The organism is Burkholderia sp. SCN-KJ (genome assembly GCF_024656005.1).
In the GTDB taxonomy this organism is placed as follows: domain Bacteria; phylum Pseudomonadota; class Gammaproteobacteria; order Burkholderiales; family Burkholderiaceae; genus Burkholderia.
The window spans coordinates 34,635-50,367 of the sequence record NZ_JANKOG010000025.1 but is presented as its reverse complement, the minus strand read 5'-3'; the positions used below and the strand labels follow the sequence as shown (position 1 = coordinate 50,367).

Sequence of the window (15,733 nt, the reverse complement as noted above, 5' to 3'; positions counted from 1 at the left end):
CCGGCCGCCCGGTACGGCCACGATCGTTTCAAGCGTCGCGCAACGCGCGCCGCACGATCTTGCCGGTCGCCGTCATCGGCAGGCCGTCGACGAACGCGATCGCGCGCGGGTACTCGTGCGCGGCCAGGCGCGTGCGCACGTGTGCCTGCAGCGCCTGCACGAGCGCGTCGTCGCCGACGTGGCCAGGGTTCAGCACGACGAACGCCTTGACGATCTCGGTGCGCGTCGGGTCGGGCACGCCGACGACGGCCGCCATCCGTACCGCCGGATGCGTGAGCAGGCAGTCCTCGATCGGCCCCGGGCCGATCCGGTAGCCGGCGCTCGTGATCACGTCGTCGTCGCGGCCGACGAAGCGCACGAAGCCGTCGGCGTCGATCGTGCCGGTGTCGCCGGTGAGCAGGTAGTCGCCCGCGAACTTGTCGCGCGTGGCGGCAGGATTGCGCCAGTATTCGATAAACATCACCGGGTCGGGGCGGCGCACCGCGATGCGCCCCTCGACGCCGGGCGGCAGCGGCGTGCCGTGCTCGTCGACGATCGCGACCGCGTGGCCGGGCACGGCCTTGCCGATCGCACCGGGCTGCGCATCGAACAGCGCCGCGCACGACGACAGCACCATGTTGCATTCGGTCTGTCCGTAGAACTCGTTGATCGTCACGCCGAGCGCATCGTGCCCCCAGGCCGTCAGCTCGGTGCCGAGCGATTCGCCGCCGCTCGCGACCGATTTCAGCGCCAGCGCGTGGCGCTCGCGCGGCGCCGGCACCGCACGCATCAGCTTCAGCGCGGTGGGCGGCAGGAACGCGTGGGTCACGCCGTGCCGCGCCATCAGCGCGAACGCGGCTTCGCCGTCGAACTTCTCGAAGCGGCGCGCGAGCACGGGCACGCCGTGATGCCATGACGGCAGCAGCACGTCGAGCAGCCCGCCGATCCAGGCCCAGTCGGCAGGCGTCCAGAACAGGCGTGCGTCGCGCGGGAAGCATTGCTGCGACATCTCGACGCCCGGCAGATGGCCCAGCAGCACGCGGTGCGCATGGAGCGCGCCTTTCGGCTTGCCGGTCGTGCCGGACGTGTAGATGATCACCGCCGGATCGTCGGCGGCGGTGTCCGCCGGCACGAAATCCGGCGATTCGGCGGCGAGCGCGGCGTCGAAGCGCAGCACGCCAGGCGCGTCGGGTGCATCGTCGCCGATGCAGTAGCACGTGCGCAGCATCGGCAGTTGCGCGCGCAGCGGCGCGATCTTCGCGTAACCGGCTGCATCGGTGACGAGCGCGGCGGCTTCGCTGTTCGCGAGCCGGTATTCGAGTGCGTCGGCGCCGAACAGCGTGAACAGCGGCACCGCGATCGCGCCGAGCTTGTACGCGGCGAGATGCGCGATCGCTGTTTCCGGACCCTGTGCGAGGAAGATCGCGATCCGGTCGCCGCGTTGCAAACCTGCCCGCGCGAGGCTGTTCGCGAAACGGTTAGAAGCATTCTTCAGGTCGTCGAACGTGAGGCGCAACACGTCGCCTTGCGCCGTTTCGTGGGTCAGCGCGACCCGTCCGCTGCCGTCGGCCCACTTGTCGCAGACGTCCACGCCGATGTTGTAACGGGCCGGAACGTCCCACCGGAAGCGGGAGAGCAGGTCGTCGTAGCGGTCGGCGGCGGGCAGCATGCGAGTCTCCTTGGCGTCGATCGTCGGCATCGGTCGATGGATTACATCGGCATTTCACGCGACCGAAACCACAATGGCGTCTGATAGATAGGGAATGTGCGGACTCGTGCAACCGGTGCGGCTCAGTGCACGATTCCGTCATGACGCATAAGATCACGATAAAACAGTGATATGACCATGGATTTGCTTCTGATAGCTGCGGGGTTCAGCCTCTTCGGAATCGGGGCGCTGGTGGCGTTCGCCAGCCGTGTCGATCCGCTGTCCGGCCGGTTCACCGGCCGTCTGCGCAAGCGCTGACACAATCTTACCGATCTCCCACGCGACGACATGCGATGCCTGCCGGCCTCGCGTGTCGTCTGCCGCCTGCCGTCGACGCTGGCGCGCTCAGCGCGCCGGCAGGTAGCGTGCCGGATCGATCGAGCGGCCACCGTAGCGCAGCTCGAAGTGCAGCGCGGTGCGGTCGCTGTCGCTGTTGCCCATCTCCGCGATCGTCTGCCCCTGCGTGACCGGCTGGCCTTCCTTCACGAGCAGCGCACGGTTGTGCGCGTAGGCCGTCAGGTAATCGGCGTTGTGCTTGAGGATGATCAGGTTGCCGTAGCCGCGCAATCCGTTGCCCGCATAGACGACGGTGCCCGGCGCGGCGGCCAGCACCGGCGTGCCCGCAGCGTTCGCGATATCGATGCCCTTGGATTTCGAGCCGTCGAAGCTGCGCACCACGTTGCCGGCGGCCGGCCAGATCAGCGCGATGCTGCTGGCCGGCTTGACCGCCGATTCGACCGGCGCGGAAGGCGCGGGGCGGCTGCGGCCCGCGCTGCCGGTGCCGGTGGTCGACGCGGTCGTCGTGCCGGGCGGCGGCGCGACCCGCAGCACCTGGCCGACTTCGATCGCGTCGGGGTTCGTGATCTGGTTCCAGCGCACGATGTTGGCCGTCGACGTGCGATTCTCGCGCGCGATCTTGTAGAGCGTGTCGCCGCGCTCGACGCGGTAGTAACCCGGGCCGACGGGAGCGGAGCCGCACGCGACGAGCAGCGCGGCGCAGGCGGCCGCGAAGAGCCGCTTCGTTGTTGTTCCGATCATTGAACCTCGCAAAACCCTGCCGCGCGCGACGCGGCAGGCGATACAAAACGTCCGATTTTAACGGGTTCGACCCGTGCACCGCAGTTTCGGGCCGCGGGCGCGCGACCGGCGCGCACCGGTTCGGTGCGGCCGATGTCAGCCGGCGAGCGGCAGCACGCGAATCCGCAGCGTGGCCGTTTCCGTCGCGCCCGGCGCGAGCATGCGCAGCCCGAGGCCGTTGTGGATCGCGTCCGGCAGGCCGAGCCAAGGCTCGACGCAGTAGAAGTCCGATTCCGGTTTTTCCGTCCAGGTCGTGACCGCGTACCACGGGATCGAGCCCGGTACGTCGAGCGCGATCTCGATCGTGCGGCGGCGGCCCGGCATGACGATGCGTACCGGCGTGGACGGCGCGCCGTCGAGACAGTGGAAGCGGTCGAGGATGTCCGCGTCGCCGAGGCTGTACGACGCTGCGCCGGGCTCGAGCGGGCTGATCGAGCCGTCGGCGCGCTGCATGCAGCGGCGCGTCGGCGGCAGCTCGAGCGTGGTTTCTGCACGTTCGCCGTGCGGCAGCGCGAAATAGAAATGATGGCCCGCGTAGTAGGGCAGCGGCGTGTCGCCGCGGTTGGTCGTGGTGAGCGCGACGTCGAGCGTGTGCGCATCGGCGAGCCGGTAGGTCGTCTCGAACCGGAAATCGAACGGATAGCTGTCGCGCAGCGCGTCGTTCGAATCGAGCGTCATCGACAGCGCGGCGCCGTCGGCCGACGGGCGTGCCGCGAACGGCAGGTCGCGCGCGAAGCCGTGCATCGGCAGCTCGCGGACCACGCCGGCGGCGTCACGCCAGCGGCCCAGTTCGCCGTCGACGCGATGGCGGCCGAGGAACGGAAACAGCAGCGGATTGCCGCCGCGCACGCGCGCGAGGTTGCTCCAGTCGGCCGCGTCCGGCCAGAAGATGACCGGCTCGCCGTCGACGTGCCACGACAGCAGGCGGCCGCCGAATTGCGGGGCGACCCGAACGAGCGACGGGCCGGCGTGGAGTTCATGAATGTCGTGCTGCTGGAAGATCGGCATGGCGAATCGGGTATGGACGGGTGGGCGGGTGCGCGATGGCGCGCTCCATTATCGGGCTGCGACGCGGTCGGGGAAAACCCTTCTCGGGGAAATCGCGAGTTTTTCAACCTGCCGACGGTCTGGATAATGCATCTAAACCGGTGATGTTGCCGGGTCATGACACTTCGTGGAGGGGGCCATGGATCTGGCAATGGCAATGGGAATCGCACTGTTCGGCATGTTCACCGGCAGCACGGTATTGTTTTTCTATCAGCTCGGCCGCTGACGGCAATTTCTGCCGGAATCGCAAGGCCCGCCATGCAAATGGCGGGCTTTTTGCTTTCTGCGCGCTTACAAATTGCAAGCGTTTGTGTGCATTGCCGCAATAAGCTGCCAAATGCCTTGGCGCGGTAATCTTGGCTGGGCATAATCGGGGCGCGTTTTTTCGGACGCGCGATGCGTCGTCCGCTCTTCTTCCCGACTGATCACCACCAAAAGGACCGACGCGTGAGTCTCTGGTTTCTGGTATTCCTGAGCGTCCTGCAGGGCGTTACCGAACTCTTCCCCGTCAGCAGTCTCGGCCACACGCTGCTCGTGCCCGCGCTGTTCGGCATGCACATCGACAAGCATGCGCCGCAGTTGCTGCCGTTCCTCGTCGCGCTGCACCTCGGCACCGCGCTCGCGCTGCTCTGGTATTTCCGCGCGCGCTGGATCGCGCTGATCAGCGGCTTCTTCGCGCAGCTCGGCGGCCGCAAGAACGACGACGGGCACCTGATGTGGGCGCTGATCATCGGCACGATCCCGACCGGGATCGTCGGCCTGCTGCTCGAGAAGCGCATCGAGCGCGTGTTCCACGACCTGCGGATCGTCGCGATCGCGCTGATCATCAACGGCGTGCTGCTGTGGATCGGCGACCGGATCCAGCGCAGCCGTGCGCATCAACCGCCCGAGAAGATGACGTTCAAGCAGGCGTTCTTCGTAAGCCTGGCGCAGATCGGCGCGCTGATTCCGGGTTTCTCGCGTAGTGGGCTGACGATGATCGCCGGTAACGTGGCCGGGCTGACGGCGGAAAAGGCCGCGGAGTTTTCGTTCCTGCTCGGCACGCCGATCATTTTTGCCGCGGGCGTGCTCGAACTGCCGAAGCTGTTCCATGCGCGCGACCAGCTCGCGGATGCGCTGCTCGGCGGCGTGCTGACGGCGATCGCGGCTTATCTGAGCGTACGCTTCCTGATGCGTTATTTCGAAGGGCGCGGGCGGCTGGCTTCGTTCGGCGTGTATTGTGTGATTGCCGGGGTGTTCTGTCTCGGCTGGTTCATGCTGCATCCGCAGCCGGTTTGAGGGTTGCGGTGCCGCCGGTCGCGCGTCGCGCGTGATGTGACGCGATGATCGGGTATAATTTCGGGCTCGGCTTCATGCCGGGCCCGTTTCGTTTCGGGGTTTCGAGTTTTGGGTTGTGGTGGTGGTGCTCGAAGCCTTCGCGTGAAATGCGGTCCGGGTTTTGTTTTGTCGCCGTGTCTTTTCCCCTCGACCGCCCTTAGCTCAGTTGGATAGAGCAACGGCCTTCTAAGCCGTAGGTCACACGTTCGAATCGTGTAGGGCGGGCCAGTCAAATCAATAGGTTAGACCGATTTTTGTTCCCGGGCTGTAACCGAATTTCGTCAATCCACCGTCCGGAAGGTGTGTTTTCCGGATGACGCTGGTGGACCTCGTTGTTGGCAGTGGTGCGCTTTCCACGAATCGGCAGAGAGACTCCCTCCCTTCCTCGACACCGATGCGTTCCTAGTTGTCTGGAGCCAATCAATCGCGCATGCTCTTGGCCTCGCCGGTTCAGACCGCTGTTTGCATCGACCAACGTTATTCGGAGAAGGCGTGAATATTTCGAGTCATTCACTGCAATCGCTTCATCTAACGATGAGCTTTGATGGGCAAGTGCTGTCGACAGGCACAGGTTTCTTGTGCGAGAGCGCTCGCGGCGTTCTCTGTTTGATAACGAATCGACATAACGTCACGGGGCGACGACAAGATAACAACGCACCTCTATCGAGGACAGGCGGCGTACCAAACGAGATCGTGGTCCGGATGCCGCGAATTGTCCAGGTTCCGGTCCATTACGGCGAGGGTACGCCGGCTGGGTTCCGGTTGGATTGGGATGCCATTACCGTCGCTCTCATTGCGGAAGAAAATCCGCGCTGGATCGAACATCCCGTACTGGGTGCCCGTGCGGACCTCGTGGCATTGCCCCTAGAGCTAGGGTATGAGCCGGACAGGAATTTGGTCTGTCAGACCCACGATCCGATTGACAGACAGATCCGGTTGGGGCCGACTGACTCAGTCTCGATCATTGGATTCCCGTTCGGCGAGTCTGCCGGTCGGAACATGGCGATTTGGGTAAGCGGGACAATCGCGTCGGAACCGGATGTCGACTACAACGATTTGCCTTTGATCTTGGTGGATTGCCGAGGACGTCCTGGTCAGTCGGGGTCTCCCGTTGTTGCATATCGTAATGCGGGCATGGTGTCTCTCCGGAACGGCAATACCGCGGCTTTTTCTGGACCGGTCTCGAACTTCATTGGCATCTATAGCGGTCGCATTCGCGACGACTCTGACATCGGCATGATCTGGAAGGCGCAAGCTGTGAACGATCTGCTTGCGTCGTTCTGATTCCCACTTGGGATTGTTGGCTCGCACACCCGGGCCGTACAGTTGCCATTCAGGCGTGAAATAATCTTTGTTCAAAAACGAGAACAGTTTTCTGAGAGAACAAAGAGAAACGCAGCATGAATGAAATCGAAAGCGAGCGCCATCAGGCCGTGACGAATCGCGAGGGACAGTATTTGATCTGGCCAACTTCCAGGGAAATTCCGTCCGGCTGGAAAAAGGCCGAATTCGGCGGCACGCGGGAACCATGTCTCGACCACATTCGAAGCGCCTGGACCGACATGCGTCCACTGAGCGTGCACCAGGCGATGGCAGGCGAGGGAGCGGCGTGAGCGCCGCCGGGCAGGCCGGCCTGCAGGCCGCGAACAAACGGGAATCGAGGACGCTGATAGTTTGGCGCATGAAGGCCTATTCGCGTGCGGTGGCACAGGCTGTCGCGCGTCATGCGAAGACGCTGGCGATCATCGTCGGCATCTTCGTGTTCGGACTGCCGTTGAATGCGCAACTCGACCTGCTCGGCATGCCGATGAAAGTGTTGCTGGCCGAACACGCAACCGGACTCGGCGTGGCATCGGTGCTGGCGACCTTGTCGATGCTGGCCGCCGCGTCTGTGGCGGTGCAGGGCGATACGGTGTTCGGTGGCGCCGCGCGCCGCTGGAGCGCCAGTTTGCCCGGCGGCATCCGCGCGCATCGCGCGGCCGATTTCATCGTGACGGGCGCTGCTCTGTGGCCGTTCTGGATCATGCTCGCCGCCGCGATTGCGCGACACGTGCTGGGTGCGCGTGACACGGTGGCCGGCGCAACCTTCGCGCTGGTCGTCGCGACGCTTGCGCTCGCCTCGACGGGCGCGCCGCTCGCGCTGCTTGCGCGTTCACGAATGGCGTTGGCGGCGGTGTTCGCGGCCAACGCATTGTTATGGATCGTCCTTCGCTTCGGCGTCGCAGGGACCGCCTGCGCGGCACTTGCCCTGGCGTGCAGCGTTGTCGCACTGTGGCGCGCACGGCTTGACGCGTTCGTCGAGCGCGAACAGCACGGAGCGACGTTGCTCCGCGGCGGGAGTCCGTTCGAACTCGTTCGTGCGGTGATGGTGAACGTCTACGGTCATTCGCTGCGGCTGGGCGGCTTGATGCTGGCCGTGCTGGCGATGATCTGCGGATGGATCGTCTCGATGCCCGACTATCTGTCGCGACATTGGGGCATCGTGAACGTGGTGCTGCCGTTTGCGCTGTACCAGATCGCGATCCTGCATGGGTGGATGCGCGACGAATCAGCCCGGCTGACCAGCTGGCTGGGCAGCTTGCCACGCGCGATTGCCCGCTTCAATCGGGCGGCAGCGATGAGCATCGTGGGGCTGTCGAGTGCCTATGTGCTGGCGATTTGCGTGGCGTTCGCAATTGCAACCGACGAAGGCCGTCGCTACGCCATCGTCTTTGCGTGCTACGCCGGCCTCGCCGTCGCATTGGCGGCGTGTCGCTGGTGGGGCGCGCGGGCGTCTCGCATCGTCGACATGTTTCTGACGGCGGGATGTGCGATCGCTTGCTACGGCATGCTGAAATAGATGGAAAACGACATGAGCATCTTGAGAGTGGCGGGGCTGGGCAAGCGATACGCCGGACGGACGATCTTCAGCGACGTCGAATTGGAACTGCAGGCAGGCGTTTACACGCTGAGGGGCAAAAACGGCAGCGGCAAATCGACGTTGCTGAAATTGCTGGCAGGCGTGGTCCGGCCCGACGAGGGCGTCGTCGAAGTGAGCGGTCACGCGATCGACCGTGCAGCGGACAAGGCCAAGGCCTGCATCGGCTACATGCCGGACAGCGAGGAGTTCTACGATTTCGTGACACCTTCGTCGGTATGGCGGCTGATTGCCGATGCGCGGGGGACGAATCTCGAGCAGGGCCTGGTGGCGGCCGACCGCCTGGGGTTGACGCGATACGCCGACGAACCGCTTGGCGCACTGTCGCAGGGAACGCGACGCAAGGTATTTCTGGTCGGTGCATTTATGGGGCCGCCGGCCTTGATCCTGCTCGACGAACCGAGCAATGCACTCGATGCCGCCGCACATGCGCAGCTGTGCCGGATGATTGCGTCCGCGGCGCCGACGTCGGTCGTGCTGATGTCGACCCACGACGCGGAACTGGTCGCCGCGACCCGCGCGCGCATCCTCGAACTGACGGCACACGGTATCGTCCTGTCGAGACCGTCGGACGTTGCAATGCATGTGGAGCAGCGATGACTGGCCCGGCGCGACGCGCATGACGCGCCGCGCTTCCCGGCGCAGTGGGCCGCACGCCAGGATGGCTGCTCGGCCGACGACTTTCGCGGCTACATCGGCAGGATCGAATCGGCGGCCCCGTGCTGGTTCGGCGAGACGCCGCTGTCGCCGCAGCGCGAGTACCTGCTGAAGCAGACCACGAGCACGGTGGTCGCGAAGATCTGCCGTTTCTCCTGTCGCGTCACGGGATACACGTGCGCCCCCGGTGCGTCGCACATTCTGCAGAAAATGCGAATGTCCCCCCGGATTCAAAAGTGTTTTCGCGGAATAGCCCTTCCGCGACACGGCGTCGGCCACGGATACTGACGGCCATACACGTTCCGCATCCGCGAACGCCACACCGATCCCTGCATGATCGATGCCGCGGACATACCGCGTCCTGGCCGGTCGTCCTCACGGCGCATCCGGCATGACCGCCATGCCGCAGGCATCGCCGCGCACTCGAACCCAAACCCCCACCCATGACCCAACCCCTCCACCACGACTCATTGCCGACCCGCTATCGCGCATGGACCTGGCATGGCTGCGAGCATCCCGAACAACTGCGTCTCGAACAGATCGCGATGCCGGCGCTCAAGCCCGGCCAGGTGCTGGTACGCAACCACGCGATCGGCCTGAACCCGGTCGACTGGAAAGTGCTCGGCGGCGCGCTGGTGAACTGGTCCGACGGGCATGTGCCGGGCGTCGACGGCGCCGGCACGATCGTCGCCGTCGCGGACGAGCACGCACGCCATCTGCTCGGCCGCCGCGTTGCGTACCACCAGGGCCTCGACGGACACGGCAGTTTCGCGGAATACACGCCGATCGCCGCGTCCGTGCTGCTGACGGTGCCCGACGCGCTCGATTTCGAAACGGCCGCGAGCGTGCCGTGTCCCGCGCTGACCGCGTGGCAGGCGCTCGAGAAAGTGCCGTGCCGCACCGCCCGCGAAATTCTCGTCAGCGGAGCAGGGGGCGCGGTGGGCAACTATCTGGTGCAGATCGCCGCCGACCGCGGGTTCGAGGTCACGGTATCGTGCAACGAGCGTCATTGGGCGCGTCTGCGTGCGCGAGGGGCGACCCGTTTCGTCGCCGGCCCGATCGGCGAGACCATCGACGCCGGGCACGAACTGGCCCGGCGTTTCTACGCAGTGTTCGACAGCGTCGATGCGCAAAGCGCGGCCCGCTGGGCCCCGGCGGTGTCCGCCAATGGGCATGTCGTGTGCATCCAGGGCCGGTTTGACGCACAGCCGCTGCCGCCGTTCACGACGAGCGTATCGCTTCATGAAGTCGCGCTGAATGCACTGCATACGTACGGCGATGCGGCGGCGTGGCTCGAGACGACCACCGCGGGCAGCATGCTGCTGGCCGGTATCGCGAACGGCACCCTTCAACCCGAAGCGCGTGTCACCGGCGATTTCGAGCATTTGCCCGAGCAACTGGAAGGGCTGCGGCATCGCCGGTTCTCCGGCAAACCGGTGGTGCTCGTCGGGTAAAGAGCGCACGACGGACGGAAGCATGCCGGTTGCACGTCCGTCGGCGAGACCGGCATCACCGCGTCACGCCGCGCCGAAGCGATTCAAGCGCGTTGATAACCCCGGCCACCCGAATTCCCCCGATCCGACGACAAACCGGAATTCGTCTGATAATACGAGCGGCGATCCCCGCGAACGAGCAATCGTCCGAATCCCGCCGAACCGTTGCACACGCAACCAGACGGCAGCATTGCCGCGATTGCGTCGTTCTCCGACGCAATCCGGAAACGAAACGGCGTCAGGCCCACCTGGTCGTTCGGAATGTGCCCAGCGCCGTTCAAATCCCCACCCGACGCCCGCGCGACGCGGCGCCGACACAGGAGGTGAACGATGATCACGCTGACCGTCAACGGTAGCGAACAGCATTTCGACGGCAATCCCGACATGCCGTTGCTGTGGTATCTGCGCGACGTCCTCGGCCACACGGGCACCAAGTTCGGCTGCGGGATGGCGTTGTGCGGCGCGTGCACCGTGCATCTCGACGGCACGGCGATTCGCGCGTGCATCACGCCGGTCGCGGTCGCTGCCGGCAAGCGCGTGACGACGATCGAAGGGTTGTCGACCGACCTGACCCACCCGCTGCAGCAGGCCTGGCAGGAACTGAACGTCGCGCAATGCGGCTACTGCCAGTCCGGCCAGATCATGCAGGCCGCGTCGCTGCTGAAGACGAACCCCCATCCGAGCGACACCGACATCGACGACGCGATGTCCGGCAACATCTGCCGCTGCGGCACCTATACGCGCATTCGCGCGGCGATCCGGCTGGCGGTGCGCCGCGGAGGTGCCGCATGAACGCGCCGGAACTCTCCGTCCATAACGAAAGCCGCCGCGCTTTGCTGCTCGGCTTCGCCTCCGGCGGGCTACTGCTCGCATTCGGCATGCCGTCGCTCGCGCGTGCGGCTGTGGCGGTGCAGCCGCCGGTCAGCCCGAATCCGCAGTACGGCGGCGCGGGCATGCCGCACGGATTGCGCGACGATCCGAACCTGTTCGTCGCGATCGCGCCGGACGGCACGGTCACGGTGACCTGCATCCGCTCCGAGATGGGGCAGGGTGTGCGCACGAGCGTCGCGCTCGTGGTTGCCGACGAACTGGGCGCGGACTGGGCGCGCGTGAAGGTCGCGCAGGCGGTCGGCGACGAGCCGCGCTACGGCAACCAGAACACCGACGGCTCGCGCAGCCTGCGGCAGAGCTTCGCGGCGCTGCGCCGCGCGGGCGCGGCCGCGCGCACGATGCTCGAGCAGGCCGCGGCGGCGACGTGGGGCGTCGACGTGCGCCAGGTGAAGGCGACGGTGCACGAGGTCGTCGATACGAAAACCGGGCGCAAGCTCGGCTTCGGCGAACTGGCCGCGAAGGCGGCCGCGCTGCCGGTGCCCGATACGAAAAGCGTGCCGTTGAAGGCGCCGGCCGAGTTCCGCTATATCGGCAAGGGCCAGACGGCGTTGATCGACGGTCGCGACATCGTCGGCGGCCGCGCACACTACGGGATCGACACGCGGCTCGACGGGATGCTCCACGCGGTCGTCGCACGTCCGCCGGCTTATGGCGATACGGTCGCGTCGTTCGACGCGTCGGCAGCGGAGAAGCTGCCGGGTGTCGTCAAGGTCGTGCAGCTCGCGTCGGCGCCGCTGCCGTCCGGGTTCCAGCCGCTCGGCGGCGTGGCCGTGATCGCGCGCGACACGTGGACGGCCATCCAGGCGCGCGCGCAGCTGAAGATCGACTGGAAGCATGGACCGCACGCAGGCTACGACTCGGCCGCGTACCGCAAGACGCTCGAAGCGGCGGCCGCGCAGCCGGGCGACGTGATCCGCAACGACGGCGATACGGCCGCGGCGCTCGCGAGCGCCGCGAAGCGGGTGCGCGCGACGTACTACGTCCCGCATCTCGCGCACGCGACGATGGAGCCGCCGGCGGCGGTCGCGCGCGTGGCCGACGGCCGCTGCGAAGTATGGACCTGCACGCAGGCGCCGCAAACCACGCGCGACGAAATCGCGAAGGCGCTGGCCCTGCCGGCCGAGCGGGTGACGGTCAACGTGACGCTGCTCGGCGGCGGCTTCGGCCGCAAGTCGAAGCCCGACTACGTAGTGGAGGCCGCGCTGCTGTCGAAGGCGGTCGGCGCGCCGGTCAAGCTGACCTTCACGCGCGAGGACGACATCGCGCACGACTATTTCCACGCGGTGTCGCTGGAAGCGTTCGAAGGCGGCCTCGACGCGGCGGGGAAGGTGGTCGCATGGCAGCATCGCACGGTCGCGCCGTCGATCCAGTCGACCTTCAGGGCCGGCGTCGTGCACGAGCAGCCGGGCGAGCTCGCGCAAGGCATCGCGGATCTTCCATTCGCAGTCCAAAACATACGGATCGAGAACCCGGCCGCGGACGCGCATACGCGGATCGGCTGGTTTCGTTCGGTGTACAACATTCCGCACGCGTTCGGGATCCAGAGCTTCGTGGCGGAACTCGCACACGCGGCGGGCCGCGACCCGAAGGACTTCCTGCTCGACCTGATCGGGCCGGCGCGACGTTTCGAGCCGCACATTGCGGTGAAGAACGTGAACTACGGCGAGGATCCGGCGTTGTATCCGGTCGATACGGGACGGCTGCAGCGCGTGATCGAGACGGTCGCGCGCGAAGCCGGCTGGGGGCGCAAGCTGCCGAAAGGGCGGGGGCTCGGCATCGCCGCGCATCGCAGCTTCGTGTCGTACACGGCGGCCGTGTGCGAAGTGCAGGTCGGCGCGGATGGCGCGATTACGGTGCCGCGTGTCGACATCGCGATCGACTGCGGGCCGCAAGTGAACCCGGAGCGCGTGCGCTCGCAGCTCGAAGGCGCGGTGGTGATGGGGCTCGGCATCGCGCTGCACGGCGAGATCACGTTCAAGGACGGGCGCCCGGAGCAGAGCAATTTCAACGGCTTCCAGGTGCTCCGGATGAACGAGGCGCCGCGTGAAATCCGCGTGCACCTGGTCGCGCCGGACGACTATGCGACGCCGCTCGGCGGCGTGGGCGAGCCGGGGCTGCCGCCGGTCGCACCGGCGCTGACCAACGCGATCTTCGCGGCGACGGGCATGCGCATCCGCAGCCTGCCCGTCGCGGACCAGCTCGCGAAGCCGAAAGCGGCGTGATGCGGTGCTGCGCGCCGGGCCGTCTGCAAGGCCCGGTGCGCATATCCGCTCTCGCGCCCCGACGTTGCGTGCGGCCTGTTCATGCACTCCATCTGCATATCAATTCGACGGATTTCACCGGGCCGTTCGGCCGCCACGACAATCGCTTTCCAGCATCAACTGCTGGAATTCAATTTCCATATTTACGCACCGAATTCCACCTGAAAATAGAATCAATAGCCCTCTGATATCGGGTTTGCCCGATGGTGCGGTATCGTACAAAGAGGGGGCGGAAAGTGTCGGATCATTGGCCCGTCGAATTCATTTTTGTAAGAAATTCATTGAGCGGAGCCTGGCGCGGTTCAGCCATTTTATTGATGGTTGATTGGGTGGCTGGTATTCGATTTGTACCTGTTTTGGGTCGATTATCGGGCGGGTATTCATTCTCGTTTTCATTCGTTTGTTCCATGACGTGCACGGTGCCGTGAGGTCCGCGCACGGGGTGTTTGCTCGTCTGCAGATTGAAGCCGTCGAACCGGATGCCGGGCGGCGCGAGGATTAATTGCATATCGACAAACAGCCGGTTTGTCGAATGCTGATCGATCGTGAGGGTGTTGCGAAAGAATTCATCTCGATATTTGATCCGATGGGGCGCTGCACGCCATCTCGCTGAAATGGTTGATGAAATATAAACGAGCGATGGAGTCGTTTCGTTCATAAATTTAACATATTTAACGTATTGATCTGCGTCGCGATTGTGGCGTGGTTCGATGCCCCGCTAGATGGGTTATCTAGCATTCTCAATCTGGAGAAACGCAATGCAAGAACTGAATCAGCAGGAAATCGCACAAGTTTCCGGCGGCTACTACGGCGGCGGCTCGATTTTCGACACGCTGGGCAACGTGGTCGAGCTGTACGGCCAGACGCTCTACAACGTCGGCGAAGCGCTGACGACGGCTGTCGTGGGCACGGGCAACGCACTGCTCGGCCTGCTGGGCGGTTACCACGCGTAAGCCGGACGCGATTTCCGTGCGATGGCAGCGCGCTGCGCGGCCATCGCGTGAATCGCGGGCCGCCGCGGCACCGGAGCGGGGTGCCGCGGCGATCTTCCCGGGCAACCGGAAGGCATCCCGTCGAACCCAACTGACTGTCTGTCATCCCGTATCTTGACGAACCCGACTTCTCTCTTCCGGCACGAAGCACAACAGGCGCAGCGCGCCGGCGCGCTGGGCGAGATCGTGCTGGTGCGCCCGGTGTCGCTGACGCTGCTGGCGGCCGCCGCGGTCGCGATGGCCGCGTGCGTGCTGCTGTTCTTCGCGTTCGGCACCTACACGCGTCGCACGACGGTCAGCGGCGTCGTGATGCCGGATGCGGGGCTGGTGAAGGTCTATGCGCTGCAGCCGGGGATCGTCGTCGCGCGCGACGTGAAGGAAGGGCAGCACGTCGCACGCGGGCAGACGCTCTATACGGTGTCCACCGACCTGCAGAGCGCGGCGCAAGGCGCGACGCAGGCCGCGCTGATCGCGCAGGCGCGGCAGCGCAAGGCGTCGCTGCTCGCGGAAATGGACAAGACGCGCAGCCTGCAGCAGGACGAACGCGCAACGGTGCGCGCGAAGATCGCGAGCCTGGGCGGCGAGCTTGCGCAGATCGACGATCAGCTCGCGGCGCAGCGCTTGCGCACGTCGATCGCGGCCGACGGCGCGAAACGCTATCGCGGCCTGCTGGCCCAGGACTACATCTCGAAGGATCAGGCGCAGCAGCGCGAAGCCGACCTGCTCGACCAGCAGTCGAAGCTGAACGGGCTGCTGCGCGAGCGTGCGTCGACGGCGCAGTTGCTGACGGAAGCGAACAACCAGCTGGCCGGCCTCGACCTCAAGCAGCAGAACCAGCTCGCGCAGATCGACCGCAACGTGATCGACGTCGACCAGAACCTGATCGAAAGCGAGGCGAAGCGCCGGATCGTCGTCACCGCGCCGGAAGCGGGCGTCGTGACGGCGGCGATCGCCGACGTCGGCCAGTCGGTCGATACTTCGCGGCCGCTCGCGAGCGTGGTGCCGGGCGGCGCGCGCTGGCAGGCGCACCTGTTCGTGCCGAGCACGGCGATCGGCTTCGTGCGGGTCGGCGAGCCGGTGCTGGTCCGCTACCAGGCATTTCCTTACCAGAAATTCGGCCAGTATCGCGCCGAGGTCGTGTCGATCGCGCGCACGGCGCTGTCGGCGGCCGAACTCGCGAACGACGGCGGCCCGGCGGCGACGCCGGGCGAGGGGCGCGATGCGACCTTCTATCGCGTGGTCGTCGCGCTCGATGCGCAGCACGTCACCGCGTATGGCGCGCAGCAACCGTTGCAGGCGGGCATGACGCTGCAGGCAGACATCCTGCAGGAGCGCAGGCGCCTGTACGAATGGGTGCTGGAGCCGCTTTACAGCCTGACCGGCAAACTCTGACG

Annotated in this window: 14 protein-coding genes, 1 tRNA gene and 1 pseudogene; 12 read left to right on the top strand and 4 right to left on the bottom strand. The window is 65.8% G+C overall.

The genetic code is table 11. The annotated features are described in order from the left end of the window. Positions 1-28: 28 nt before the first annotated feature. The 3 genes from NQV17_RS30770 to NQV17_RS30760 form a co-directional block, all read right to left on the bottom strand. A complete protein-coding gene (locus tag NQV17_RS30770) occupies positions 29-1,648 on the bottom strand; it encodes an acyl-CoA synthetase (protein WP_257775167.1) in 1,620 nt (539 codons plus the stop codon). A gap of 384 nt (positions 1,649-2,032) precedes the next feature. After that, positions 2,033-2,725, bottom strand: a complete 693-nt coding sequence (locus NQV17_RS30765; RefSeq protein ID WP_257775166.1) for a peptidoglycan DD-metalloendopeptidase family protein — start codon at positions 2,723-2,725, stop codon at positions 2,033-2,035. A gap of 135 nt (positions 2,726-2,860) precedes the next feature. Then, a complete protein-coding gene (locus NQV17_RS30760; protein ID WP_257775165.1) occupies positions 2,861-3,772 on the bottom strand; it encodes an aldose epimerase in 912 nt (303 codons plus the stop codon). Between the two features lie 486 nt (positions 3,773-4,258). Between NQV17_RS30760 and NQV17_RS30755 the strand changes: the two genes are divergently transcribed. The 10 genes and pseudogenes from NQV17_RS30755 (at position 4,259) to NQV17_RS30710 (ending at position 13,308) form a co-directional block, all read left to right on the top strand. Continuing rightward, positions 4,259-5,089, top strand: a complete 831-nt coding sequence (locus NQV17_RS30755) for an undecaprenyl-diphosphate phosphatase (RefSeq protein WP_257775164.1) — start codon at positions 4,259-4,261, stop codon at positions 5,087-5,089. Positions 5,090-5,279: 190 nt separating this feature from the next. Further along, positions 5,280-5,356 (top strand) — tRNA-Arg (locus tag NQV17_RS30750). A 264-nt stretch (positions 5,357-5,620) separates the two neighbouring features. Beyond that, positions 5,621-6,412, top strand: a complete 792-nt coding sequence (locus NQV17_RS30745; RefSeq protein WP_257775163.1) for a serine protease — start codon at positions 5,621-5,623, stop codon at positions 6,410-6,412. Between the two features lie 116 nt (positions 6,413-6,528). After that, complete coding sequence (locus NQV17_RS30740) at positions 6,529-6,741, top strand: MbtH family NRPS accessory protein (protein ID WP_257775162.1); 213 nt, start codon at positions 6,529-6,531, stop codon at positions 6,739-6,741. After that, positions 6,738-7,967 (top strand): hypothetical protein, encoded by a 1,230-nt coding sequence (locus NQV17_RS30735; RefSeq protein WP_257775161.1) that lies wholly within the window; start codon positions 6,738-6,740, stop codon positions 7,965-7,967. The genes NQV17_RS30740 and NQV17_RS30735 overlap by 4 nt, the downstream gene beginning before the upstream one ends. A 12-nt stretch (positions 7,968-7,979) precedes the next feature. Next, positions 7,980-8,645: an ABC transporter ATP-binding protein gene (locus NQV17_RS30730; RefSeq protein ID WP_257775160.1), complete on the top strand. Its 666-nt coding sequence runs from the start codon at positions 7,980-7,982 to the stop codon at positions 8,643-8,645. A 15-nt stretch (positions 8,646-8,660) separates the two neighbouring features. After that, positions 8,661-8,846: pseudogene (locus tag NQV17_RS30725) on the top strand (hypothetical protein); the annotation flags it as partial. A gap of 299 nt (positions 8,847-9,145) precedes the next feature. Beyond that, complete coding sequence (locus NQV17_RS30720) at positions 9,146-10,156, top strand: zinc-binding dehydrogenase (protein WP_257775159.1); 1,011 nt, start codon at positions 9,146-9,148, stop codon at positions 10,154-10,156. A 369-nt stretch (positions 10,157-10,525) separates the two neighbouring features. Beyond that, positions 10,526-10,987 (top strand): (2Fe-2S)-binding protein, encoded by a 462-nt coding sequence (locus tag NQV17_RS30715; protein WP_257775158.1) that lies wholly within the window; start codon positions 10,526-10,528, stop codon positions 10,985-10,987. Next, positions 10,984-13,308, top strand: coding sequence for a xanthine dehydrogenase family protein molybdopterin-binding subunit (locus tag NQV17_RS30710; RefSeq protein WP_257775157.1), 2,325 nt, complete (start codon positions 10,984-10,986; stop codon positions 13,306-13,308). The genes NQV17_RS30715 and NQV17_RS30710 overlap by 4 nt, the downstream gene beginning before the upstream one ends. 283 nt (positions 13,309-13,591) lie before the next feature. On the opposite strand, the gene NQV17_RS30705 is transcribed toward NQV17_RS30710, so the two are convergent. Next, positions 13,592-14,005: a hypothetical protein gene (locus NQV17_RS30705; RefSeq protein ID WP_257775156.1), complete on the bottom strand. Its 414-nt coding sequence runs from the start codon at positions 14,003-14,005 to the stop codon at positions 13,592-13,594. 100 nt (positions 14,006-14,105) lie between these two features. Between NQV17_RS30705 and NQV17_RS30700 the strand changes: the two genes are divergently transcribed. Both NQV17_RS30700 and NQV17_RS30695 read left to right on the top strand, forming a co-directional pair. After that, positions 14,106-14,300, top strand: a complete 195-nt coding sequence (locus NQV17_RS30700; RefSeq protein ID WP_257775155.1) for a hypothetical protein — start codon at positions 14,106-14,108, stop codon at positions 14,298-14,300. 153 nt (positions 14,301-14,453) lie between these two features. Beyond that, complete coding sequence (locus tag NQV17_RS30695) at positions 14,454-15,731, top strand: HlyD family secretion protein (RefSeq protein ID WP_257775154.1); 1,278 nt, start codon at positions 14,454-14,456, stop codon at positions 15,729-15,731. Positions 15,732-15,733 lie beyond the last annotated feature (2 nt).